The following is a 20,326-nucleotide window of genomic DNA, read 5'->3' on the forward strand; positions in this document are numbered from 1 at the left end:
CTGATCATTTCGCGGGGCAAGCCCGCTCCCACCGCCGGTGGGAGCGGGCTTGCCCCGCGATAAACAAACAACACAAATCAACAAGAAACGACTGCAAATGCCTGAACCAACCCACCTGAACAATGAAATCCGCGACATGCTCATGGACTGCGGCCTGTTCGACCAGCTGCAACCCGGCGACTTCCAGCACGCTGCCGGTTACTTCAGCATCAGCACCCTCGGCACCGGCGAGGAAATCTTCGCCGAGGGCGATGCCGGTACGTTCATGTGCATCATCCATCACGGCGTGGTCTCGGTACGCAAAACCGACAGCGAGCAGCGCCAGGTGGAAATCGCCACCCTGCGCAAGGGCCGGGCCTTCGGTGAAATGGCCGTACTCGACGGTGAGCGGCGCTCGGCCAGTTGCGTGGCGGCCAGTGACTGTCAGCTGCTGAGCCTGGGCAAGGACTCGCTGGAAAAGATGATCAACGATGCGCCGAAAATTGCCGCCAAGATCATCCGCGCCCTGGCCGTAGCACTTTCGCGCCGCTTGCGCATGCAGGACGGCCAGCGCCTGTCACAGGTCTAGTCGGCTTTCTTGTCCTTGCTGTCATCAGGCGTCAGCCCGGGCAAGGGCTGATCCCTGGGTGGCACGGGCACTTTGATCGACGGCAGCAGTGGCGAACCCGGTCGCGCATCACCGGCCCGCGGTATGCTGCTGGGGGTGATCTGCGGATAAGGGGTCGGGGTCGCCGTCCCCGGTGCGCCCGGCACCGGGGCAATGGGCCGTGGCTGCAGGTCGGCGGCCTGCACCGTTTGCAGGCTGGCGAAGAACAACGCGGCAATGGTCAGGCAGCGCATGCGCAGGCTCCTTCAAACACCTTCTGACAGCCTACTCCCAAGCGTAGCGGTTTGCCTGTCCGAACGGACCGCCAGCACGCTAAACTTCAGGTATAACCGTAACAAGCCCGAGAAAAGGTAATCCCATGAGTTCCTCATCCTCTGCCGCCGCCACCGCACGGCTCGACCGCATCCTTGCCGACGCCAAGCGCGACAAGGAGATGGGCTATCGCGACAAGGCCCTGAAAATGTACCCGCACGTCTGCGGTCGTTGCGCCCGGGAGTTCTCCGGCAAGCGCCTGAGCGAGCTGACCGTGCACCACCGCGACCACAACCACGACAACAACCCCCAGGACGGTTCCAACTGGGAGCTGCTGTGCCTGTACTGTCACGACAACGAGCATTCCCGCTACACCGACCAGCAGTACTTCAGCGAAGGCTCCACCAGCAGTCCGAGCATCGCCAAGGCTACCCACAACCCGTTCGCCGGGCTTGCCGGTCTGCTGAAAAAAGACTGATCGCAATCCCCTGACCCACGGTAGCCGGCAAGCCCGTATAATCGCGTTCTTTTTTGCGAAGGGCCCCGGCACGTGGCGAACAAACGGTACAGCTGCATTGGTCTGTTCAACCCCAAGTCAGCGGAGAACGTCGGTTCAGTGATGCGCGCGGCGGGTTGCTACGGCGTCAACTCGGTGTTCTACACCGGCAAACGGTACGAGCGCGCACGCGACTTCGTCACCGACACCAAGCGCGTGCACTACGACATCCCGCTGATCGGCATCGACGATCTGCAGAAGATCATCCCTCTGGGCTGCACCCCGGTGGCGGTGGAACTGGTCGACGGCGCCCGCCCGCTGCCCGAGTACACCCACCCGGACCGCGCCATCTACATCTTTGGCCCCGAAGACGGCTCCCTCGACCCGAGCGTCCGGGCCTGGTGCGAAGAAACCATCTACATCCCGACCCAGGGCTGCATGAACCTCGCCGCCACCGTCAACGTGGTGCTTTACGACCGCCTGGCCAAAGGCCTCAATACCCGCTCCGGGCCGAAGTTCAAATAACCCGGACTAGCGCAGCAGCTTGCTCGCCAGCACTTCGGATTCGCGGCCCAGCACGCTTTCACTGAGCTGGATGAACTCTTGAGTGCTGACACTGTTCAGGCGCATCAACGCGCGCGTGACATCGTCCAGCGAGCGCTGGTTGTGGGTGTGCAGGCGGATTTCCCGGTCCAGCGCCTGCAACAGCAGGACACCGCGCGCAGTCACGGCGCTGTCGGCCTGCTCGCCGCGCAGGCTGCTGACCTTGGCGCCGCGCTGCTCAAGGCCGGCCTGCAGGGCCTGGTAACGCTCCTCGGTGATCCCGCCCGCACGGCGCAGCAGCTCGGTGGCGTAATACTCGTTGATGCTTTCGGCAATCCAGTCGCTGGCCTGGCGGTCATTGATCTGCGCAAACACATGCACCAGCTCGCGCAGCAAGGGGCTTGAGCCATTTTCGCTGACCAGCGGCCGGCTACTGTGCAGGTAAATCGAATTGTGCCCGGCCCGCGTGCCGCGCCAGAGCTGATCGCGGGCGCCGACCAGCAGCAGTTTCGGCGGATTGCGCGGGAACACCGCCTGCAGTTGTGGCCAGACGAAGGTCAACAGGGTCAGGTTATCCAGCCGGCGCATACCCTGGCCCTGAGGCGCGGCAACGCTGACTTCGGTTTCGCCCAGACGCGCACGCCGGGTGCCGATTGTACCGGCGATCATCCAGCCGGTGGGACGGTCGAACAAACGCGAGACGTTGTCGATGCGAAAACGCTGTTTGCCGATACGTGGCCAGGGCGTTTCAACGCTCTTCCAGCCACTGGGCAACTCGAAACTCAGGCGTGCCACCAACTCGGTGCCATCCTGCTGGTCGAGGCGCGCCGGGGGCACCAGATCGTCACCGCGAAACAGCGCCCAGTCAGGTGTCACCCGGGTTTCAAAGCTACCATTGCCCTGGCGCTGGGCCAGGCGCACGCGGTAGGTCAGCTGGCTCTTGCCCGGTGCTGGCTGCCAGCGTCCGCGCAGGCCGTCGCCTTGCAGTTGCCACTGGCCGTCGGCCTTGAAGTCGCTGTAGGCGCCCGCCTTGCCCAGATCGAAGTCCAGGCTACGTACGGCCGCACCTTCGGCCAGGGTAACGCGGACCTCGGCCTGTTCACTTTGCGGGATAAAACGGACGTGATAATCCAGATTGACCTTCTTCGCCCAGGCCGGCGAACTGGCCAACAGGCCCAGGGCCAGGGCCAGGGCCAACAGCCAATGGCAACGCACACGCATACAGAAACTCCTTGTTCCCCTGACGCGATACCCGGCAAGCCTCGACGGCTCAGCCAGCGCGGAAAATCAGATAATCTTCCCAGTCATCCTCGTCCACGCTGTTCTCGCTCAGCATACGGCCGGACTGGGAAATACGCTGTTTATGCACCTGCTGACGATCACCACAGACCAGATGGTGCCAGCTCGGCAGGTCCTTGCCTTCGCTGATCAGACGATAGCCGCAGGTGGTCGGCAGCCATTTGAACTGGTCGGCCTTGCCCGGCGTCAGCTGGATGCAGTCGGGCACCAGCTTGAGGCGGTTCGGGTAGTCGCTGCACTGGCAGCTGTTGAGATCCAGCAGTTTGCAGGCGATACGCGTGTAATAAACGCTGTTGTCGTCTTCGTCTTCGAGTTTTTGCAGGCAGCACAAGCCACAGCCGTCACACAGCGACTCCCATTCCTGGCGGTCGAGCTGTTCGAGGGTTTTACGCTTCCAGAAGGAATCGGCGCTGGCAATCATGTAACGGGTGTCCTGTTTCAAAAGAGGCGCCGCAATGCGGCGGCGCCAGTCTAGGGCGAGTCTTGCGCCATTGCCAGACCGCTTGTCAGGGCTGGTACGACACAGTAGTTTGACCGGCGGTTGCTCCCCACCTTTTCCATTCGTTCAGGAACTCGCCATGAGTGCTAATCCTCGCGTTGCCGAACATGCCATCGACGACCAGTTCATCAAGCGCTGGTCGCCACGCGCCTTCACTGCCGAACCGATCAGCGAAGCCACCCTGCTGAGCTTCCTCGAAGCCGCCCGCTGGGCTCCTTCGGCCTACAACTCGCAACCTTGGCGGTTCCTCTATGCGCGCCGCGACACGCCGAACTGGGAGCGTTACCTGGGCCTGCTCAATGAGTTCAACCGCAGCTGGGCACAACACGCCTCGGCGCTGGTGATCGTGATGTCCAAGACCACCTTCGCAGCGCCAGGCGCCAGCGAAGAAACCCCGGCCTTGTGGCACACCTTCGACACCGGTTCCGCCTGGGGCCACCTGGCCCTGCAGGCCAGCCTCAGCGGCTGGCACACCCATGGCATGGCCGGTTTCGACCAGGAACTGACCCGCAAGGAACTGAAGATTCCCGAAGGCTATGCCCTGCACGCCGCGGTGGCGATCGGCAAACTGGGCGACAAGGCCAGCCTGGCTGAAGCCCTGCAAGCCCGTGAAGTTCCTAGCCCGCGTCGTCCGCTGAGCGAGCTGGCAGCTGAAGGTGATTTCACCTTGTAAGATTGATCGCGGGGCAAGCCCGCTCCCACAGGGTTGGTGATAACCTCTGTGGGAGCGGGCTTGCCCCGCGATGCTCTTACTCAATACCCGCGCTGAAAATCCACTTCCCCACGCAACGCTTCACCGGCCTGATACGCCCGCAGATTCTCGACAAACAAGCGCACCATCGCCGTTGGCGAGGTCGGTGCCGAGCTGTGCCCGGTCAGCAGCAGGCCCCAGGCAGTCCAGAACGGGTGACGGGCCGGCAGCGGTTCCTGGCGGCAGACATCAATCACTGCCCCGGCCAGATGGCCCAGCTTCAAGGCGTCGACCAGATCGCCGTCAACCACCGCTACGCCGCGCCCGGCATTGATGAACAACGCCTCGGGGTTGAAGCGGGCAAACAGCGCGGCATCGTACAGGTCATGGGTCGCCGGAGTGTCCGGCAACAGGTTGACGACATAATCGACCTCCCCCACCAGACGCCCCAGCTCACTCATCGCCGCCACTTCGATAAAAGGCGCCTGCTCACGGGCCTGGCTGGCGATGCCGTAGAGTTTGACGCCGAAGGGCAGGAGAAACTCGGCAACGCGCTGGCCAATATCACCGGTACCGACAATCAGCACCCGGCGCCCTTCCAGGCTGCGTCCAGGCCGGTCGTCCCACTTGCGTTCGACCTGGCTGACCAGACGCGCCATCACCTCCCGCTCGTGACCGAGCATGTAGGTCAGGACGTACTCGGCCATGACCTGGCCGAAGATACCGACCGCCCGGGTCAGGCGATAGTCGCGCTGCAAACCGTCGGCCAGCAGCGGAGTGATCCCGGCCCAGGTCGACTGCAGCCATTGCGGCTGGTGGCCCTGGCGTAGCAGGGTCGCCAGCAAGTCCGGTTGCCCCAGCCACACAGGGCATTGAGCAGCCTGATCGGCCAGTTCGGCAGAATCGCCACTGGTCAGGACTTCAAGGTCCGGAGCGGCCTCGCGCAGCAGGCGGGCGTAGAGGGCATGATCCTGTTCAGCGATCAAAACACGCATGTTTTTTACAACCTTGGCAGAAACAACGAAGGCCGCCAGGCCTTGGGCCCTGGCGGTATCACAGCAGGCAGGTCGGGCTCAGACCGGGTCGTTACGACGCAACAGTTCTTCGGGCAGGTGCTCGATATACTCATCTTCAAGCGGCGGCATCTGCAGGTGGTAGCCCTGCTGCTCAAGGTTTTCCAGGACCTTGGTGATGTCCTCGCGGGCCAGTTGGCGCTCCGGGGTCAGGACCAGGTCGAAGGCATGCACCGGCTTGCCAAAGGCCGGCAGCAGGGCTTCGGGCACGCGCTCCAGGCCGTCGGCCTTGAGCACGTAAAGGTACATTTCGTTCTTGCGTGGGCTCTTGTAGATCGAACAGATGCGTTTCATTGCGGTTCTCCAGCGCTGGCCAGACAGTCAAGCAGCGCTTGCCCCATGCGCTCACGGCGCCAGCCGCGCAACGCATCGGGAAGTTGATAAGGTCCGGCGGGGTAGCCGCTCTTGAGCAGCAACTCGAGGATTTTCTTGCGCAACATCAGCTCCGGGGCGATGTTCAGGCGCTCGGCCTCGGCCTGGCCGATGGCGCGCAGTTGCTTGAGCAACGCCGAGGCTTCGATCGGCAGCGGCTCGGGGACAGCCGGTGGCCACTCCGACGGCGGCACGCTGGCCGCCCGCTTGATCAGGTCGAGCAGGAACTCACCGTCCTGACGAATGGTGCGCGGGTGCATGTCCTCGATTTTCGCCAGCGCCGACAGCGAGTCCGGCTGGGTTTTGGCCATCGGCCACAGGGCATTTTCGCGCAGGATACGGTTGCGCGGCAGGTCGCGGGCGCGGGCTTCACGCTCGCGCCAGGCGCACAGTTCACGCAGCACCGCCAATTGCGCGCGGGACAGTTTCCAGGCCAGCTTGGCGTCGCGGTACAGCTCGTTGGGGTCGGTTTCGCGGCGCAACTGAGCGACCAGCTCGGCACCATCTTCCAGCACCCAGGCATTTTTTTCGTCGGACAGTTGCGGGCGCAGGCGCTCGTAGAGCTCGGCCAGGTGTACCGCGTCTTCGGCGGCGTAACTGACCTGGGTTTCCGACAGCGGGCGTTGCAGCCAGTCGGAACGGGTTTCGCCCTTGGGCAGCTCGATGCCGAGGACCTCCTGGACCAGACGCGAATAGCCCATGGAGAAACCGAGGTTCAGGTAGCCGGCGGCCAACTGGGTGTCGAACAGCGGCGCCGGCAGGCTGCCGGTCAGACGCGACAGCACTTCAAGATCTTCGCTGCAGGCGTGCAGAACCTTGATTACCCGGGTGTCTTCCAGCAGTTCGGCCAGCGGCTGCCAGTTGCCGATCCGCAAAGGATCGATCAGGTAAGCACGCGCGCCGTCGCCAACCTGGATCAACCCGGCAATCGGATAAAAGGTATCAACCCGCATGAACTCGGTGTCGACGGCCACGAAGGGCAGCTGGCGCCACTGCTGGCAGTGTTCAGCCAGACTGCTGTCGTCGCAAATCCAGTGTATTTCGATGGCCACAAGGCTCTCCCACAAACAATGGCGCGCAGTATATACGCCGCAGGCCACTGCCGGGAAACCGCTCTGTGGGAGCGGGCTTGCCCCGCGGTTGCGGTTATTCAGTCAGATTGCATCGCGGGGCAAGTCGAGTCGTCGCACCGCCGCTCCCACAGAAGCCCGCTCCCGCAGCGTCGGTCGGCAACCGGCAAACATGTCCAGTTGCTGATCATAGAGGGCGGTACGTACCTTCAACAGGCCGAGCATGGAGTGGAACAGGTTGTCCTGACTCAGCGGCTCGTTGCGTACCTTGTTCAGACAATCGGTATCGACGGCAAAGTCCTGGCGATAGCTGTCGGAGAACCAGGCCAGCATCGGCACGTGTTTCTGTTGCTCCGGCGCCAGCATGTAGGGCGTGCCGTGCAGAAACAGGTTGTACTCACCCAACGATTCGCCATGGTCGGAGAGATAGAGCATGGCCGTGTCGACCTTGTCCTGCTTGCTGCGCAGGATGTCGATCAGCGATGCCAGTACATGGTCGGTGTAAAGCAGGGTGTTGTCATAAGCATTGATGATGCTTTGTTCGCTGCACTGGTTCAACGCGTTGCTGGGGCACACAGGCGTGAAACGCTCGAACTGCATCGGATAGCGTTTGAAGTACTCCGGGCCATGGCTGCCCATCTGATGCAACACCAGTACGGTATCTTGCTGCAGGTTGTCGATCATTGACGCCAGGCCTTGCAGGAGAATCTCGTCATGGCACTCGCTGTTGGTGCACAGGGTCGGATCCTTGGCATTACTGACATCTTCAAACTGGACCCGGTCGCAGGTGCCCTTGCAGCCTGACTGATTGTCACGCCAGCGAACACTCAGACCGGCGTGCTGAAGGACATCCAGCAAGCCTTCCTGGTTCTTTGCTTTACTGGCCTGGTAATCCTTGCGGGTGAAGCCTGAGAACATGCAAGGCACCGATACCGCCGTCTCGGTTCCACAGGAATGCACATCACTGAAAGCAATCAGCCCTGCTTCCTTGCTCAGTTGCGGTGTGGTGTCACGGCTGTAGCCCAACAGCCCGAAGTTCTGCGCCCGGGCGCTCTCTCCCACCACCAGCACCGTCAGCGACTTGCGCGCATGTTGCTGCCAGGCCGGATCGCGCTGGGCGTCTTCACCGATCTTGGCAAACGGCTTGGCCGCCGTGCCGAGCTGTTCACCGACATAACCGAAAGAGGCACCCACGACGTTGCTGGGCACCAGCATCAGGCGAATTTCATGATGGTTGCGAAACAGTGAAGCCAACCCCTGGTAATTGAGCAACGCCACCACGCCTAGCAAGGCGACACAAGCGACACCGACGAGCAACTTGCCAAACAGTTCGCGATACCAGACCCGATAGTTGATCGGTGTTTTATAAAGCAGCAGTGAAGGCACAAGCCCCAGCAGCACGATATAAAGCCCAAGTTTCACGGACAACAAGTCACGCACTTCCGTGGCGTTGGTTTCAGCGGTATTGCGCAACATGCCAACATCAATCAACACACCGTATTGATTCATGAAGTAAGCCGCGCCAGCGCCCATCACAAACAGTACAACCAGTACCGGTTTCAACACCCCGCGAAAAGCAACAAAGGTCAACACCAGGTTGAACGCGCAGAAGATCAGCACGGCAAACGCCAGCCGCAGGAAAACACCCGACACGCCAGGTTCTACAACGCTCGACAAATGCTGCCAGAGTACCGAGTTGAAGGCGACCAGCAGGTACAGGCTGGCAAGCAGGGTGACCCATTCGGCCCGCAGGGGTTTGATCTTGAACATGATGCTCGCTTGGCTGTTGATCGGTAAGGGTGCCGTTGCGGCACTGCCTTTGGACCCGGCGAACGTTAATTACAACAGGATCAATTTTTTGTGAAAAAGACGCCAAGGTTTAGTGGCTTGACGTCAATTTAATCATTACATTTTTTTCACATTAATTATGCCCCTAGGCGGGCAAGTGCATTTTGGAATAAGCGTCACGGTCTATATCAAGTACTTCGACGCACAGCTGGATGTCCACGCCTGGCGTGCCCGGAACCTCTTCTTTGAGCACCTCCAGCAGGCTTGCCGACAATTGCCGCTTCACCTCTGGCGATCGGCCGCTGAGAATCGCCAGCTTGATATGGGCGAAAGCGCGCTCCTGCTGGGCAGTGCCCACCCGGAAACTGGCCAGGGCCACGGCACGGCTCTTGATGTCCAGTTCATCGGCGAACTGGCCGCTGCAAACCAGCGCATGGTTAAGACGCAGCAGCAGGCGATCGACGTCCAGTTCAGGCAGGTTTTCGCTGTATTCAACGTGGAGATGAGGCATTGCAGGGGCCCTGAGCTCAGAAATGTTGCAACAGACTACCTCAACCACGGAACCCGACAAATCCGGCTATCCTCATAGTTCATGACTTCCACCCCAAACCCCCGGAGAGGTGAAGAAATGCCGGTAAAGCACGATCTACTCGCAGATCTCGGTCTGACCAAAGAGCAATTCATCGAGAAGAAAAAAACCGACCCGCGGCTGAGCCAGTTGCACGAGGAATACAACCGCAAAGACGCCGAAGTGCTCGAAGCCGAGAACAGCAGCAGCGCGGATGACACTGTCACCCGACTGCGCAAGGAACGTCTGAAAATCAAGGACGAAATCGTCGCCCACGTGAAAGCGTAACGCCCCCGCACAATAGCAAGTGCCCCACCCGGTGGGAGCGGGCTTGCCCCGCGATGCGATTGTCCTGAAACAACGCTGTCGCGGGGCAAGCCCGCTCCCACCGAAGATAGTTCTCAGGCGTCAGCCGCGGGCCCAGACCACCGGAAACCAGTCCTCGCGCATCCGGTCGCCGGTGTTCAGGTCGATCCCCGGAAATGGCGGTGAGGTACGGCCCGGCCGCTGGATGTAACGCACATCATCGCCCATAAAGCGGGTTGAGAATGCCCGGCGACGATTGCTGCCGGTGTTGCCGGCAGCGCCATGCACGGTACGGAAATCAAAGACCACCGCATCCCCAGGTTCGAGTTCGGGCGAGAGAATCTCATATTCACCGTTCTCGACGTCGGGCATGTCCATGAACACACTTTCACCGGAGCCGGCATCGGTTGCACCGTAGAAATCCTTGTTGCTGGCCCAGCTTTTCGGGCGCACCGGCTTGGGCCAGCGATGCGACCCCAGGACCACGCTCAACGTGTTATGGCGAGTCACCGGATCCAGTGGAATCCAGTAGCTGGCCGTCTGCAGGCCGTCGACACAGTAGTAAGGCAAGTCCTGGTGCCAGGGCGTCGGCTTGGAAGTGCCAGGCTCCTTGACCAGGATATGTTCATGGAACACCTGCACTTCACGTGATTGCATCAGATCACCGGCAATCGCCGCCGCCGGTGAGTTCAGCACGAAGTCCTTGAATGCCGGTATGCGCTGCCAGTTGCAGTAGTCCTCGAAGAACCGCCCGCCTTCACCACTGCCAACGTTTTCGATGGCAAAGGCGCTGGGATTGGCCAGGTTCTGCTCGAAACCTTCACGCAAGCGCTCGATCCAGTCGCGAAACACGCCGCGTAAGACGATGGCTCCGTCACGTTGGAACTGTTCGGTATTGGCATTCATCGGGGCAGTCCTCTCTTGTTGTAATGGGCAAAAGTATTGGACCGCCGACAGCCACCGGTAAACGACACTTTGCCTATTCACCACTATCAGCATTCTGTATGACCGTGCTTATTGTCAGCCCCGGCAATTGACCGGTTAATAGCCCTGCCTGTCTCCTTCAACGCCTTGCGATTGAACAATAAGAACAATGAGGAGTTACCTGGGATGAACGATAACAACACCGTCCTGCGGCGGGGTCTGAGCACCCGCCATATTCGTTTCATGGCGCTCGGCTCTGCCATTGGCACCGGGCTGTTCTATGGCTCCGCCTCGGCGATCAAGCTCGCCGGCCCCTCGGTACTGTTGGCCTACCTGATTGGCGGCGCGGCCATTTACATGATGATGCGTGCCCTGGGAGAAATGGCGGTGCGCAACCCGGTGTCGGGTTCGTTCGGCCAGTATGCGAGCCAGTACCTGGGGCGCTTTCCGGGCTTTTTGACCGGCTGGAGCTATGCCTTCTCGATGCTGGTGGTGTGCCTGGCGGACGTGACTGCCTTCGGCGTGTACATGAGCTTCTGGTTCCCGGAAACGCCGCGCTGGATCTGGGTGTTGGGCATCGTGTTCTTTATCGGCGCCCTGAACCTGTGCAGCGTCAAGGTGTTCGGCGAGCTGGAGTTCTGGCTGTCGCTGCTGAAGGTCACCGCGATTGTGTCGATGATCCTGGCCGGCGCTGCGGTGCTGATGTTCGGCATCCAGCTGGGCGGTTCCGGAGAGCAACTGGCTAGTGTCAGCAACCTGTGGAGCCACGGGGGGTTCTTCCCCAATGGCGTGGGCGGCATGATCGCCTCGTTCACCGTGGTGATGTTTGCCTTCGGCGGCGTCGAGATGATCGGCATTACCGCCGGTGAGGCCCGCGACCCGCAGCGGGTCATCCCCAAGGCGATCAACTCGGTACCACTGCGCATCCTGCTGTTCTACGTATTCACCCTGTTCGTGCTGATGTCGATCTACCCATGGACGCGGATCGGCAGCGAAGGCAGCCCCTTCGTGCAGATATTCAGCGGCCTGGGCATCGGCTCGGCGGCAACCTTGTTGAACATTGTGGTGATCTCGGCGGCAGTGTCAGCGATCAACAGCGATATTTTCAGCGCTGGGCGGATGATGTACGGCATGGCCCAGAACGGTCAGGCGCCGGCCAGTTTCTCCCGTCTGTCGCGCTTCGGGGTGCCATGGATGACCGTGGTAGTGATGGCGGTGGCGCTGCTGTTCGGGGTGCTGCTCAATTACCTGGCACCCGAAAACCTGTTCTTGATCCTCGCCGCCGTGGTGACCTTCTCGATTGTCTGGGTATGGTTGATGATCCTGCTGTCGCAGATGGTCATGCGTCGCGGGATGAGCGCTGAAGAAGTGGCCAAACTGCACTTCCCGGTGCCTCTCTGGCCGGTCGGCCCGGCCTGCGCGGCGCTGTTCATGCTGTTCATCTTCGGTGTGCTAGCCTGGTTCCCGGACACCCGCATGGCCTTGTATGTCGGCATCGGCTGGCTGGTCCTGCTGTCGCTGGGCTACTGGCTGTGCGTGGCACGCAAGGCTAAACCGCTGGTGGCAGTGGCCGATCCGGCGAGCTGAGTCAGGCGGGAAATTGCTGGCTTGCCCAGTCCAGGAACGCCTGCGCTGCCGCTGACGGACGCATGGCACTGGACTGGGCCAACACCACTGGCTGTGGGCTCACGCTTTCGAGCAGCGGCCGACAGGCCAGTGGTTTGCCGTCATAGCTGCAGTCGCCCACCGGCCGCGTACAGGACAATGCCACCCCGTAACCGTGGGCAACCAGCCCGCGCTGCATCTCGAAGGTCTGGGTCAATTGCGTCGCCGCCGGTTGCAGATCATGGGCCCAGAACAACGACAGGAAGTATTCCCGGGTCCTGGCGATGTCTTCGAGGATCAGGCACTCGGCGGCCAGATCGACCAGTGAGACCTTTTCCTGCTGGGCCAAGGGATGATCGGCAGGCAACAGGGCATAGGGCGCCAATTGCGCCAGCACGCGCTTCTCGATCGGCGAATCCAGCCCGACATCATAAGTCAGCGCCAGTTCGGCCTTGCCATCGCTGAGGCGGCGATTGACCTCGGCCAGGTCGGCTTCGAACAGGGTGATGGTGACCTCGGGATGGCGCAGGCGAAAGCCGCTCAACAAACGCGGTGCGTAGTAAGGGCCCAGGTCCTGGAAACAGATCAGGCTCAAGGCGCCGCGCACAGTCGTCTGCTCTTCGCCTCGGCCACTGATCGCCGTCGCCAGGTTGAGCATCTGCCGCGCCTGCTCCAGCAGCGTGCGGCCTGCCGGCGTCAGCTCCAGGCCACGGCTGACCTGACGGTGAAAGAGCTTTTCACCCAGGCTCGCCTCCAGCTGTGACAACGCCAACGACACCGATGGCTGGGAGATATGCTTGGCCCGGGCGGCGGCGCTGACACTGCCCTGCTCGGCGGCGGCAACAAAGTATTCCAGCTGACGCAAGGTGAAGCCGATCATCGCAAGGCCCTGACAGATGGTTGGACAGTCGGGGCATTATGGCAGGGAAACAGCGAATGCATCGCGGGGCAAGCCCGCTCCCACCGGAAGACCAAACAACCCGGTGGGAGCGGGCTTGCCCCGCGATCTATTACCGTTCCTTCAACGCATCAAGGGGTTGCTCGCTACCATTGGCCGCCCCCCAGATCTCTGCATCGATCTTACCCGCCAGCTCCGGATAATCCTTGGCGTTGAACTCCGGCGTGCCCACCGCCTTCTGCGCGAAGTAGTCACGGGTCAGCTTGACCACCACACCGGACAGCAAGCAGATCGCGATCAGGTTGATGGTCGCCATCAGGCCCATCGCCGCATCGGCGGCATCGAACACCGTGGTAACGCTTTCATAGGCGCCCCAGACCACCATCAACAACGCCGCTGTGCGCAGCACGGTCAGGCCCAGACGGGTGTTCAGCTTCAGGTACACCATGGCGTTCTCGGCATAGGTGTAGTTGCCGATGATCGAAGTGAAGGCGAAGAAGAAGATCGCAATGGCAATGAAGTACTGCCCGGCCCAGCCGATGTGTTCGTTCATCGCCGCCTGGGTCAGCGGTGTGCCGGTCATGTCAGGGCCAGGCACCACGCCAGACAGCAGGATCATGATGGCGGTGGCGGTACAGATCAGCAATGTATCGATGAACACGCCCAGGGCCTGGACAAAGCCTTGCGAAGAGGGATGGTGAGGATTGGGGGTCGCCACCGCGGCAATGTTCGGCGCCGAACCCATGCCCGCTTCGTTGGAGAACAGGCCGCGTTTGACGCCATTGAGCAAGGCCCCGGCCACGCCGCCAACCGCCGACTCGATGCCGAAGGCACTCTTGACGATCAGCATCAGCACGCCCGGTACTTCATCCAGATTGACCACGATCACATAGATCGCCACCAGCAGGTAGGCACCGGCCATGAACGGCACGACCCATTCGGCAATGCGCGCGATTTTCTTGATACCGCCGAAAATCACCAATCCGGCCAGCACGGCCAGCGCCACACCGGTGGTCAGCTTGGGCACACCAAAGGCGCCCAGGGTTGCATCGGCAATGGAGTTGGCCTGCACTGCGCCGAACACCAGGCCGAAAGCGATAATCAGGCAGACCGAAAAAATCGCTGCCGCCCAAGGCGCATTCAAACCCCTGGCGATATAGAACGCAGGCCCACCGCGATACTCACCGTTGCTGTTACGCACTTTGTACAGCTGTGCCAGGGTGCTTTCCGCGTAGGCCGTGGCCATGCCCAGCGAGGCCACCACCCACATCCAGAACACCGCACCCGGCCCGCCGAGGGTAATGGCCACCGCCACACCGGCAAGATTACCGGTACCGACCCGCGAGGCCAGGCTGGTGCACAAGGCCTGAAACGGCGTGATGCCACCTGGGTCGTTCGCCGGGGCGCGCAACACCGAGCGGAAGAACTCGGGCAAATGGCGAAACTGGATAAAGCCCAGGCGGACAGTGAAGTAGATACCTGCAGCCAGCAGGCCATAGATCAGGACATACCCATAGAAAAAGGTATTCAGTGCGTTGATCACGGCTGTCATTGTCTGTTCCCAAATAAAGCGCAGGGCCGGTAAAGCGCCCTGCTCAGTCTGTAAAGCAACCGGTGCCAGAGGACGACCCGTGCCTTTTCAATATGAATGGCCTGGAGCAATGGGAAATGCCCACTGCTTCAGTAATCACTTCGGCACCACCGCTTGGGTGATGGAGGATGTCGAGCGCGAGGGCCCGGCTTGACCAGCATGCAGGAGCAAATGCGCTGATCTGATGTTGAAGCCGGGCATATTAACAGATCTTGTTGTTACCTTCCCCAAGGGCCCGCTACCCGGACTTTACGCCCAGGTACGGGTGGCAACATCGAGCTTTGGATAGGTTACGGCGAGGTAAGCGTAATCAGGTAGTTCCCGCTGGTAACCGGATTGCCTGCATGATCGACCAGCGCATAGTGTTGATCGTAATAACGACCGTGGCGCTTCTCGGCCACCAGCTTGACCTGTACTGAAGTGCTGTCCGGGGCACTGACTGAAGCCTGTGGATCTATCCGACGCACGTTGATGGCAGGTTCCCGAACCTGTGTGGGGCAGCCATCCATTCGCCAACCGCCTGGCTGGGAGGATGTCTGGCAGGGTGACTCAACGATGCTGCCGGTAAATCTGATCGTTCCTTGAGCTATCGGGGTTGCAGCCTGGCACACGGCACCAAGGCTGAACAACACGGCCACACTGGCTACCTTCAGCTTGCCATTCATGCAGACACTCCTCAGGAAAAGTCATTACCTTGAGTGTCGGCATGTTCAGCAGAATGTTCAGACCTGTCTGATGGCAATTTTTGCGCACTGCCAAGCGCGTCACAGATTACAGGTTTATCCAGCAAGGTCGTGTAAACCTGCTACTGCCCGTTCCCTTCCTGTAGGAGCAACTGTCTTGTAGGAGCGGATTTATCCGCGATGGGTCGCAACGCGGCCCCAAAAGATGGGACTGCTGCGCAGTCCATCGCGGATAAATCCGCTCCTACAAGGACGCTTAGCGCGTACCGCGCTGGCGCAATGCCGACGGCATGAAGTAGGCGTCCTCGGGCACTGGCTGGGCAAAGTCCACGGTCTGCGCTTCTTCGTTATCCAGGTTCTGCACGTAGTAACGACGCGCCTGCAAATCGTGGAACACGTCCAGCGAACTCCAGGTGGTTGGCAGGTCGTAGAAGTTCTTCAGGTAGCCCATCGACACCCGCCACAACTGCCCGCGCCCGTCGTACTGATCGACCAGCGCCGCACCCCAACTGTCTTCGTCGAGAAACAGCACGCGCTTGGAATAGATATGCCGCGCGCCTGTCTTGAGCGTGCCTTCCACCACCCACACCCGGTGCAGCTCATAACGGGTGTACTGCGGGTTGAGGTGCCCGGGCTTGAGCAAGTCGGCGTACTTCACCTCGGGGCTTGAGACCTTGTAGTTGTTGTAAGGAATGTAGACCTCTTTCTTGCCCACCAGCTTCCAGTCATAGCGGTCCGGCGAGCCGTTGAACAGGTCGGTGTCGTCGGCCGTGCGCAAACCATCGGACGAGGCGATTGGCGTGTCGTACGCCAGGCTCGGCGCGCGTCGCACACGGCGTTGGCCGGCGTCGTAGATCCAGGCCTGACGCGGGTCCTTGATCTGGTCGAGGGTTTCGTGAACCAGTGTCGCACCACCGGCCAGGCGAGCCGGGCTCTTCACGAAGGCCAGGTAGTAGAACAGGATGTTTTTCAGATCGGCATACTGCCCACCGGGGCGGTAGTAGTTGAACATCCCTTCCTGTTGCGCAGTCACCAGCGCGTAGCTGCCGTTGCGTTGCACCGGCGCTTCGGAAGCACGCCGCACCACATAGATGCCACGATAACGGGTGATGTGGTTCCACACTGCCTCGACGCCATCCTTGGGAACGGGAAACGGCACGCCGCCATAGGCGTCGCTGAAACCGTTGCCGCCTTCAAGCAACTTGGCCGAGGTGGCGTTCTTGAAGGTGTTGTCGTACAGCCACTGCGGTGCCGAGCCGGAACGGCGGCTGGGGTACACGGGCATCTGGAAGGTATCGGGGTAGCTGTTGAACAGCGCGATCTGGCCCGCACTCAACTGGTCCTTGTATTGCTCCAGATTGGCCTTGGTAATGGTGAACAACGGCTTGTCTGCCGCGTACGGGTCCAGGTGATGCTGGCCAGGCTTGTAGCCCTGCGGCGCCTGGGTGATGCCGCCGTCCCAGGCCGGGATGGTCCCGGCAGCGTTGCCCGTGCGCTCGGCGCCCATGGGCGTCAGGGTGGCTTTCAGTTGCTCGGCCTGCTGAGGCGAAATGGCGGCCAGCGTCCCGCCGGCCGCCAGGCTCAGGACCAGCGCCAGGGTGGTCTTGAGCAGTCGTGGTGTGTGAAGCATGGACGTTCTCCGAATTAAAAACCGGGCCGTAGGCCTTGGGGTCTGAGCACTCACAGGAAGTACTTGAGGTTGAAGCCGACGTTGTCACGGTCGCGAATGCTGTTGTTCTGGCCACCACCGTAGAACTCGGTGTACTGCAACTCGGCTTCGAGCTTGTTCTGGTAGTTGGCTTTGATCCCCAGGGTGTAGGCCTTACGGCCCTCGATGGTGTTGCCTGCCTGGTAGCTGTTGCCCTCGAAGTCGTCCTTGTAGACGACATAGGGCGAGAGGTTGACCCCGGCGTAGACATCGTTCCAGGTCGCGTTGAGCATCGCCGTGTAGCTGTAGGAGTTGCGGTTGACCTGGTCGTCACGATCACCGCCGGATACATAGGAGGTGTTGCCGCTACCGGCGTAGTAGCGAGTGCTGCCGTCAAAAGCGGTGTAGTGCAGGCTGCTGCCGCGCAGATGCTCGGAAGCCAGCTCGAACACCCCGAACATCGAGTCGAACGACAGCCCCGGGCCGAAGTTGTAGATGGTGCCCAGTGAGGTATTGAAGGACTCCACCCGTTCAGCGTTGTTGATCTGGCTGTCGAGCTGGACCATTTGCCCGCCGATGTTGACAGTCTGGCCGGCAGCGGCGGCCGCAGCACCATTGGCCAGGTCGCCGATCAGGTCGTTGGTGGCGGCGATGCCGATGGGCAAGTTGGGCCTGTAAGCCACTTCACCAAACACCGACGCCTGTCCCAGGGTGGTGTTGAAGCTGAAGCCGTACATGCGGATGTCTTCGGCGTAACGCCGATGCGCCTGGATATTGCCCATCACGTCGGCGGTAGCCAGACCACCGGCCAGCGCCGCGGCCTGACTGCCGGCAAGACCCGATAGCAGGTTGGTCAGGGCGTTCATGTCGATGCCTTGGTAGCCACCCAGATCGGCGGAGATGGTCGGCTCCTTGGCGTGATAATTGACCATGTACAGGCCGAACTCGGTGCTGTTGAGCTCTTCTGCGATGTAACGGAAAGCGAAGCCGAACTGCCCGTCGTTACGGGCGTTGAAGTCCTTGCCGATGGTCGCCACTTTCAGCGTATTGCCGAACGCCGGGGTCACGCCGTTGGCGTACAGGCCGGTGCTGCCCAGGACCTGTCTGAACAGCGGGTCGTTGCCCAGCCCTTCGTACAGACCGATGACATTGCCAAAACCGGGTACCGGGCTGTCCAGGGCGGTGCCGCTGAAATTGTTGTAGGCGGTGTTGCCGCCATCGGCGAACAGGTCGGTCTGGGAGTAGAAGGTGCCGACCGGGTCGATGCGGGTTTCCTTCCAGTTGGTCTGGTAGAAACTCTCCAGTGTCAGGCTGTCGGTCAGGCCGATGTTGAAGCTGACAGCCTCCACCGGCATCAGCACTTCCTTCACCTCAGCGCCCGGCAAGCGAAACCTGGCCGCATCCACCGGGTTGGTAGTGTTGATCCCGCCGCGATAGAACATACCCTCGCCCCAGTTGAACACCTGGCGCCCCAGGCGCGCAGTCAGCGGCATCTGCGCCACGTCCCAGCTGCCATAGACATAGGCGTCGAGCATCTCGATGTGGTGGCCGGCGATGTCGCGGGTCTGATCGGTGAAACGGTCGTCGTTGGGGAGGTTCTGGCTCGGTTGCGACGGGTTGTTGTTGTCGTAGTAATCGTTGCGCTTGTCCATCAACTGGGTGTCGTAGAACGCGTTACCGCGCATGAACACCCCGTAGTTCTGGTAGTTGGCCTCCAGTTCCGAAGTGATCTTGTAGACCTCGGACGCCAGGCCGGTATCGAAGTTGCGATTACCGTCGTTGGTGTTGATATCATCGTTGCTCTTGTCCCGCCCCTGGACCCGCCACAAGCGACCGTAGGACAAGGTGGTGTCGAGCGAGCCGGTGACCTGATTGTCCAATACCTTGAACTCAACGGCCTGCGCGCCCTCGAGTGCGCACAATTGCAACAGCCCCGCCAACCCTACCCCGGACATCACTGCGCCAGACTGGCGTAATCGATTCCCCATGGTGCGTTTCTCCCTTTGCTGATCTTGTTGTTTTTGTGCCCTGACAGCGGTTACCGCGCGAGGCTGACGCCCACTGATGGCGCCAGGCCCGCACGGGCATAGCTGCGGCTGTGCGCGCCAAAGTTGCCCAGCTGCTGGAACAACTGCTGGTTGAGCAACGGATGGTCGTAACGTTCACGCTGCACCTGGTTACCGGCACTGAAACTGCTGGTGGCCGGTGCCGTCGCCAGCCACTGGCCGATGGCCTCATCAAACGCAACACCTGCGGCGGCGGACTGGGCGCTGACCACGTCGCGCAGGTAGTCCACCGAATACGGCGGATAGCTGGCGTCTTGCGCGGTGTCGGCGTAGGCCTGGAGCATCGGATGCACCCGCTGCCCGTTGCGCAGCAGGCGAGAGAGCCAGGCGGCCTGATATTTCTCCACTTCCATGTGCCGGGTGGCGACCCGCTCGATGGCGGCATGCTTGTCGCCGTCATGCCCGGCCAAGGCCTTGCCTTCCATCAGCAACATGCTGAGCAGACCGACACCGGGCAGCGGTTTGGCGTGATACGGCTGGGTCAGGTCTTGAACGTGGTGCATGCCCCAGCCGAGAAAGCGGTAGCCCCAGTAGGGATGGCCGGTGGCGAAGGCCAGCCGCGCCAGCCCCAGGTACTGATAAGCCCGCCAGTGCGGCCAACTGCGTTCAAGAAACCCGGCTGTGGCATACACCACCGGGTTCTCATGGAAGAAGCCCATATGGAAGGGTGCCTGCGAGCTGTACTGGAAACGCTCATCGCCAAACGGCTGCGGACCAAAGCCGTAGAGCGCCGCCACTTCACCGGCATTGTCGCTGAACAGGTTGATGTCGTGACCGTAATCCGGCTCGTCGGCGGCGCTGGCCAACACCGCCAATGGCGTGGTTTTTTCGCCTTCGGCCAGGCGGATGAAACGCTGGCGGTTCCAGGGCGAAAGGGTCTGTTCGACCATCACCTGCTCGGCCTTGAGGTGTTCACGCTGCGGCTGGTCTTGCCCCGGTAACGGCTGGATGACCATGGCCAGGTGGATCTGCGGATTGATCCGCAGAGCAGTGAGAAAGGTGTGGCGTAAATTGTCCCCTGGCACCGCGGGCAGCTTCAGGTTGTCGGGACGCGACGGATACTGGGCAAAGTGCTGACGGGCGAAGCGCTCCTGCTCGTCGAGCAGCGCGGCGATGGCGCCATATTGCTGAGCGAGAAACTGTTCCAGCGGCTCGACCTCAACCAGAGGTGCTTCGCGCAGCGCTGGCAGATCCTGCAACGCCAGGTAGCTGCCGACCGTATGGTTGGACCAGCCCCATGCCGCTGGAGCGATGCCACAGAGCAGCATCAGCAGAAGTTTCAGCTTCATTGTTATTAGTTCTTATTGGATGTGCTTGAGGGCTGAGCCTAACAACCGGCCCTGCCCC

The 20,326-nt window shown here is 61.2% G+C and carries 21 protein-coding genes; 6 read left to right on the plus strand and 15 right to left on the minus strand.

The window, feature by feature from the left end:
* The first annotated feature begins 97 nt into the window (after window positions 1-97).
* Window positions 98-568, plus strand: coding sequence for a cyclic nucleotide-binding domain-containing protein (locus PSAKL28_RS19945; protein ID WP_038613727.1), 471 nt, complete (start codon window positions 98-100; stop codon window positions 566-568).
* On the opposite strand, the gene PSAKL28_RS19950 is transcribed toward PSAKL28_RS19945, so the two are convergent.
* Window positions 565-840, minus strand: coding sequence for a hypothetical protein (locus PSAKL28_RS19950; protein ID WP_038613729.1), 276 nt, complete (start codon window positions 838-840; stop codon window positions 565-567). The two genes, PSAKL28_RS19945 and PSAKL28_RS19950, sit on opposite strands and share 4 nt — an antisense overlap.
* 125 nt (window positions 841-965) lie before the next feature.
* Between PSAKL28_RS19950 and PSAKL28_RS19955 the strand changes: the two genes are divergently transcribed.
* Both PSAKL28_RS19955 and PSAKL28_RS19960 read left to right on the plus strand, forming a co-directional pair.
* Entirely contained in the window at window positions 966-1,337 is a 372-nt protein-coding gene (locus PSAKL28_RS19955; RefSeq protein WP_038613732.1) for a YajD family HNH nuclease, read from the plus strand.
* Window positions 1,338-1,409: 72 nt separating this feature from the next.
* Window positions 1,410-1,880, plus strand: a complete 471-nt coding sequence (locus PSAKL28_RS19960) for an RNA methyltransferase (protein WP_038613734.1) — start codon at window positions 1,410-1,412, stop codon at window positions 1,878-1,880.
* A 6-nt stretch (window positions 1,881-1,886) separates the two neighbouring features.
* Here the strand turns inward: PSAKL28_RS19960 and PSAKL28_RS19965 are convergent, their stop codons facing one another.
* Together PSAKL28_RS19965 and PSAKL28_RS19970 are read right to left on the minus strand one after the other, a co-directional pair.
* Window positions 1,887-3,119, minus strand: a complete 1,233-nt coding sequence (locus PSAKL28_RS19965) for a hypothetical protein (protein ID WP_038613736.1) — start codon at window positions 3,117-3,119, stop codon at window positions 1,887-1,889.
* A 49-nt stretch (window positions 3,120-3,168) separates the two neighbouring features.
* The gene (locus tag PSAKL28_RS19970) at window positions 3,169-3,618 is read right to left on the minus strand and encodes a YcgN family cysteine cluster protein (protein ID WP_038613738.1); all 450 of its coding nucleotides are present in this window, start codon (window positions 3,616-3,618) and stop codon (window positions 3,169-3,171) included.
* A gap of 157 nt (window positions 3,619-3,775) precedes the next feature.
* On the opposite strand from PSAKL28_RS19970, the gene PSAKL28_RS19975 reads away from it, so the two are divergent.
* Window positions 3,776-4,369: a nitroreductase family protein gene (locus PSAKL28_RS19975; protein ID WP_038613740.1), complete on the plus strand. Its 594-nt coding sequence runs from the start codon at window positions 3,776-3,778 to the stop codon at window positions 4,367-4,369.
* 80 nt (window positions 4,370-4,449) lie between these two features.
* On the opposite strand, the gene PSAKL28_RS19980 is transcribed toward PSAKL28_RS19975, so the two are convergent.
* The 5 genes from PSAKL28_RS19980 to PSAKL28_RS20000 form a co-directional block, all read right to left on the minus strand.
* The gene (locus PSAKL28_RS19980) at window positions 4,450-5,382 is read right to left on the minus strand and encodes a D-2-hydroxyacid dehydrogenase (protein WP_038613742.1); all 933 of its coding nucleotides are present in this window, start codon (window positions 5,380-5,382) and stop codon (window positions 4,450-4,452) included.
* A gap of 78 nt (window positions 5,383-5,460) precedes the next feature.
* Entirely contained in the window at window positions 5,461-5,754 is a 294-nt protein-coding gene (locus PSAKL28_RS19985) for a YcgL domain-containing protein (RefSeq protein ID WP_038613744.1), read from the minus strand.
* Complete coding sequence (rnd, locus tag PSAKL28_RS19990; protein WP_038613746.1) at window positions 5,751-6,884, minus strand: ribonuclease D; 1,134 nt, start codon at window positions 6,882-6,884, stop codon at window positions 5,751-5,753. The genes PSAKL28_RS19985 and rnd overlap by 4 nt, the downstream gene beginning before the upstream one ends.
* A gap of 102 nt (window positions 6,885-6,986) precedes the next feature.
* Window positions 6,987-8,672: a phosphoethanolamine transferase gene (locus tag PSAKL28_RS19995; protein ID WP_051939488.1), complete on the minus strand. Its 1,686-nt coding sequence runs from the start codon at window positions 8,670-8,672 to the stop codon at window positions 6,987-6,989.
* 163 nt (window positions 8,673-8,835) lie between these two features.
* Entirely contained in the window at window positions 8,836-9,201 is a 366-nt protein-coding gene (locus PSAKL28_RS20000) for a 5-carboxymethyl-2-hydroxymuconate Delta-isomerase (protein WP_038613748.1), read from the minus strand.
* Between the two features lie 117 nt (window positions 9,202-9,318).
* Here PSAKL28_RS20000 and PSAKL28_RS20005 point away from each other — a divergent pair, with 117 nt between their 5' ends.
* Window positions 9,319-9,546, plus strand: a complete 228-nt coding sequence (locus tag PSAKL28_RS20005; RefSeq protein WP_038613750.1) for an HP1242/YdcH family protein — start codon at window positions 9,319-9,321, stop codon at window positions 9,544-9,546.
* A 120-nt stretch (window positions 9,547-9,666) separates the two neighbouring features.
* Here the strand turns inward: PSAKL28_RS20005 and PSAKL28_RS20010 are convergent, their stop codons facing one another.
* Complete coding sequence (locus PSAKL28_RS20010) at window positions 9,667-10,470, minus strand: phytanoyl-CoA dioxygenase family protein (RefSeq protein ID WP_038613753.1); 804 nt, start codon at window positions 10,468-10,470, stop codon at window positions 9,667-9,669.
* A gap of 204 nt (window positions 10,471-10,674) precedes the next feature.
* Between PSAKL28_RS20010 and PSAKL28_RS20015 the strand changes: the two genes are divergently transcribed.
* Entirely contained in the window at window positions 10,675-12,075 is a 1,401-nt protein-coding gene (locus tag PSAKL28_RS20015) for an L-histidine transporter HutT (RefSeq protein ID WP_038613755.1), read from the plus strand.
* 1 nt (window position 12,076) lies between these two features.
* On the opposite strand, the gene PSAKL28_RS20020 is transcribed toward PSAKL28_RS20015, so the two are convergent.
* The 6 genes from PSAKL28_RS20020 to PSAKL28_RS20045 all read right to left on the minus strand — a co-directional run bounded on the left by PSAKL28_RS20020 (window position 12,077) and on the right by PSAKL28_RS20045 (window position 20,268).
* Entirely contained in the window at window positions 12,077-12,973 is an 897-nt protein-coding gene (locus PSAKL28_RS20020) for a LysR substrate-binding domain-containing protein (protein ID WP_038613758.1), read from the minus strand.
* Window positions 12,974-13,103: 130 nt separating this feature from the next.
* Window positions 13,104-14,543, minus strand: a complete 1,440-nt coding sequence (locus PSAKL28_RS20025) for an alanine/glycine:cation symporter family protein (RefSeq protein ID WP_051939491.1) — start codon at window positions 14,541-14,543, stop codon at window positions 13,104-13,106.
* 329 nt (window positions 14,544-14,872) lie between these two features.
* Window positions 14,873-15,247 (minus strand): fimbrial protein, encoded by a 375-nt coding sequence (locus PSAKL28_RS20030; RefSeq protein ID WP_038613763.1) that lies wholly within the window; start codon window positions 15,245-15,247, stop codon window positions 14,873-14,875.
* Window positions 15,248-15,521: 274 nt separating this feature from the next.
* A complete protein-coding gene (locus PSAKL28_RS20035) occupies window positions 15,522-16,895 on the minus strand; it encodes a DUF1329 domain-containing protein (RefSeq protein WP_038613766.1) in 1,374 nt (457 codons plus the stop codon).
* Window positions 16,896-16,945: 50 nt separating this feature from the next.
* Entirely contained in the window at window positions 16,946-18,901 is a 1,956-nt protein-coding gene (locus PSAKL28_RS20040; RefSeq protein WP_038613768.1) for a DUF1302 domain-containing protein, read from the minus strand.
* A 50-nt stretch (window positions 18,902-18,951) separates the two neighbouring features.
* Window positions 18,952-20,268: a phospholipase C/P1 nuclease family protein gene (locus tag PSAKL28_RS20045; RefSeq protein WP_038613770.1), complete on the minus strand. Its 1,317-nt coding sequence runs from the start codon at window positions 20,266-20,268 to the stop codon at window positions 18,952-18,954.
* Between the last annotated feature and the right edge of the window lie 58 nt (window positions 20,269-20,326).

This window comes from Pseudomonas alkylphenolica (genome assembly GCF_000746525.1).
In the GTDB taxonomy this organism is placed as follows: domain Bacteria; phylum Pseudomonadota; class Gammaproteobacteria; order Pseudomonadales; family Pseudomonadaceae; genus Aquipseudomonas; species Aquipseudomonas alkylphenolica.

Excerpts from the sequence above, each read along its gene's own strand:
- PSAKL28_RS19945 (WP_038613727.1), top strand. The coding sequence starts at position 98 with ATGCCTGAACCAACCCACCTGAACAATGAAATCCGCGACATGCTCATG.
- PSAKL28_RS19950 (WP_038613729.1), bottom strand. The coding sequence starts at position 840 with ATGCGCTGCCTGACCATTGCCGCGTTGTTCTTCGCCAGCCTGCAAACG.
- PSAKL28_RS19955 (WP_038613732.1), top strand. The coding sequence starts at position 966 with ATGAGTTCCTCATCCTCTGCCGCCGCCACCGCACGGCTCGACCGCATC.
- PSAKL28_RS19965 (WP_038613736.1), bottom strand. The coding sequence starts at position 3,119 with ATGCGTGTGCGTTGCCATTGGCTGTTGGCCCTGGCCCTGGCCCTGGGC.
- PSAKL28_RS19970 (WP_038613738.1), bottom strand. The coding sequence starts at position 3,618 with ATGATTGCCAGCGCCGATTCCTTCTGGAAGCGTAAAACCCTCGAACAG.
- PSAKL28_RS19975 (WP_038613740.1), top strand. The coding sequence starts at position 3,776 with ATGAGTGCTAATCCTCGCGTTGCCGAACATGCCATCGACGACCAGTTC.
- PSAKL28_RS19980 (WP_038613742.1), bottom strand. The coding sequence starts at position 5,382 with ATGCGTGTTTTGATCGCTGAACAGGATCATGCCCTCTACGCCCGCCTG.
- PSAKL28_RS19985 (WP_038613744.1), bottom strand. The coding sequence starts at position 5,754 with ATGAAACGCATCTGTTCGATCTACAAGAGCCCACGCAAGAACGAAATG.
- PSAKL28_RS19995 (WP_051939488.1), bottom strand. The coding sequence starts at position 8,672 with ATGTTCAAGATCAAACCCCTGCGGGCCGAATGGGTCACCCTGCTTGCC.
- PSAKL28_RS20000 (WP_038613748.1), bottom strand. The coding sequence starts at position 9,201 with ATGCCTCATCTCCACGTTGAATACAGCGAAAACCTGCCTGAACTGGAC.
- PSAKL28_RS20005 (WP_038613750.1), top strand. The coding sequence starts at position 9,319 with ATGCCGGTAAAGCACGATCTACTCGCAGATCTCGGTCTGACCAAAGAG.
- PSAKL28_RS20010 (WP_038613753.1), bottom strand. The coding sequence starts at position 10,470 with ATGAATGCCAATACCGAACAGTTCCAACGTGACGGAGCCATCGTCTTA.
- PSAKL28_RS20015 (WP_038613755.1), top strand. The coding sequence starts at position 10,675 with ATGAACGATAACAACACCGTCCTGCGGCGGGGTCTGAGCACCCGCCAT.
- PSAKL28_RS20020 (WP_038613758.1), bottom strand. The coding sequence starts at position 12,973 with ATGATCGGCTTCACCTTGCGTCAGCTGGAATACTTTGTTGCCGCCGCC.
- PSAKL28_RS20025 (WP_051939491.1), bottom strand. The coding sequence starts at position 14,543 with ATGACAGCCGTGATCAACGCACTGAATACCTTTTTCTATGGGTATGTC.
- PSAKL28_RS20030 (WP_038613763.1), bottom strand. The coding sequence starts at position 15,247 with ATGAATGGCAAGCTGAAGGTAGCCAGTGTGGCCGTGTTGTTCAGCCTT.
- PSAKL28_RS20035 (WP_038613766.1), bottom strand. The coding sequence starts at position 16,895 with ATGCTTCACACACCACGACTGCTCAAGACCACCCTGGCGCTGGTCCTG.
- PSAKL28_RS20040 (WP_038613768.1), bottom strand. The coding sequence starts at position 18,901 with ATGGGGAATCGATTACGCCAGTCTGGCGCAGTGATGTCCGGGGTAGGG.
- PSAKL28_RS20045 (WP_038613770.1), bottom strand. The coding sequence starts at position 20,268 with ATGAAGCTGAAACTTCTGCTGATGCTGCTCTGTGGCATCGCTCCAGCG.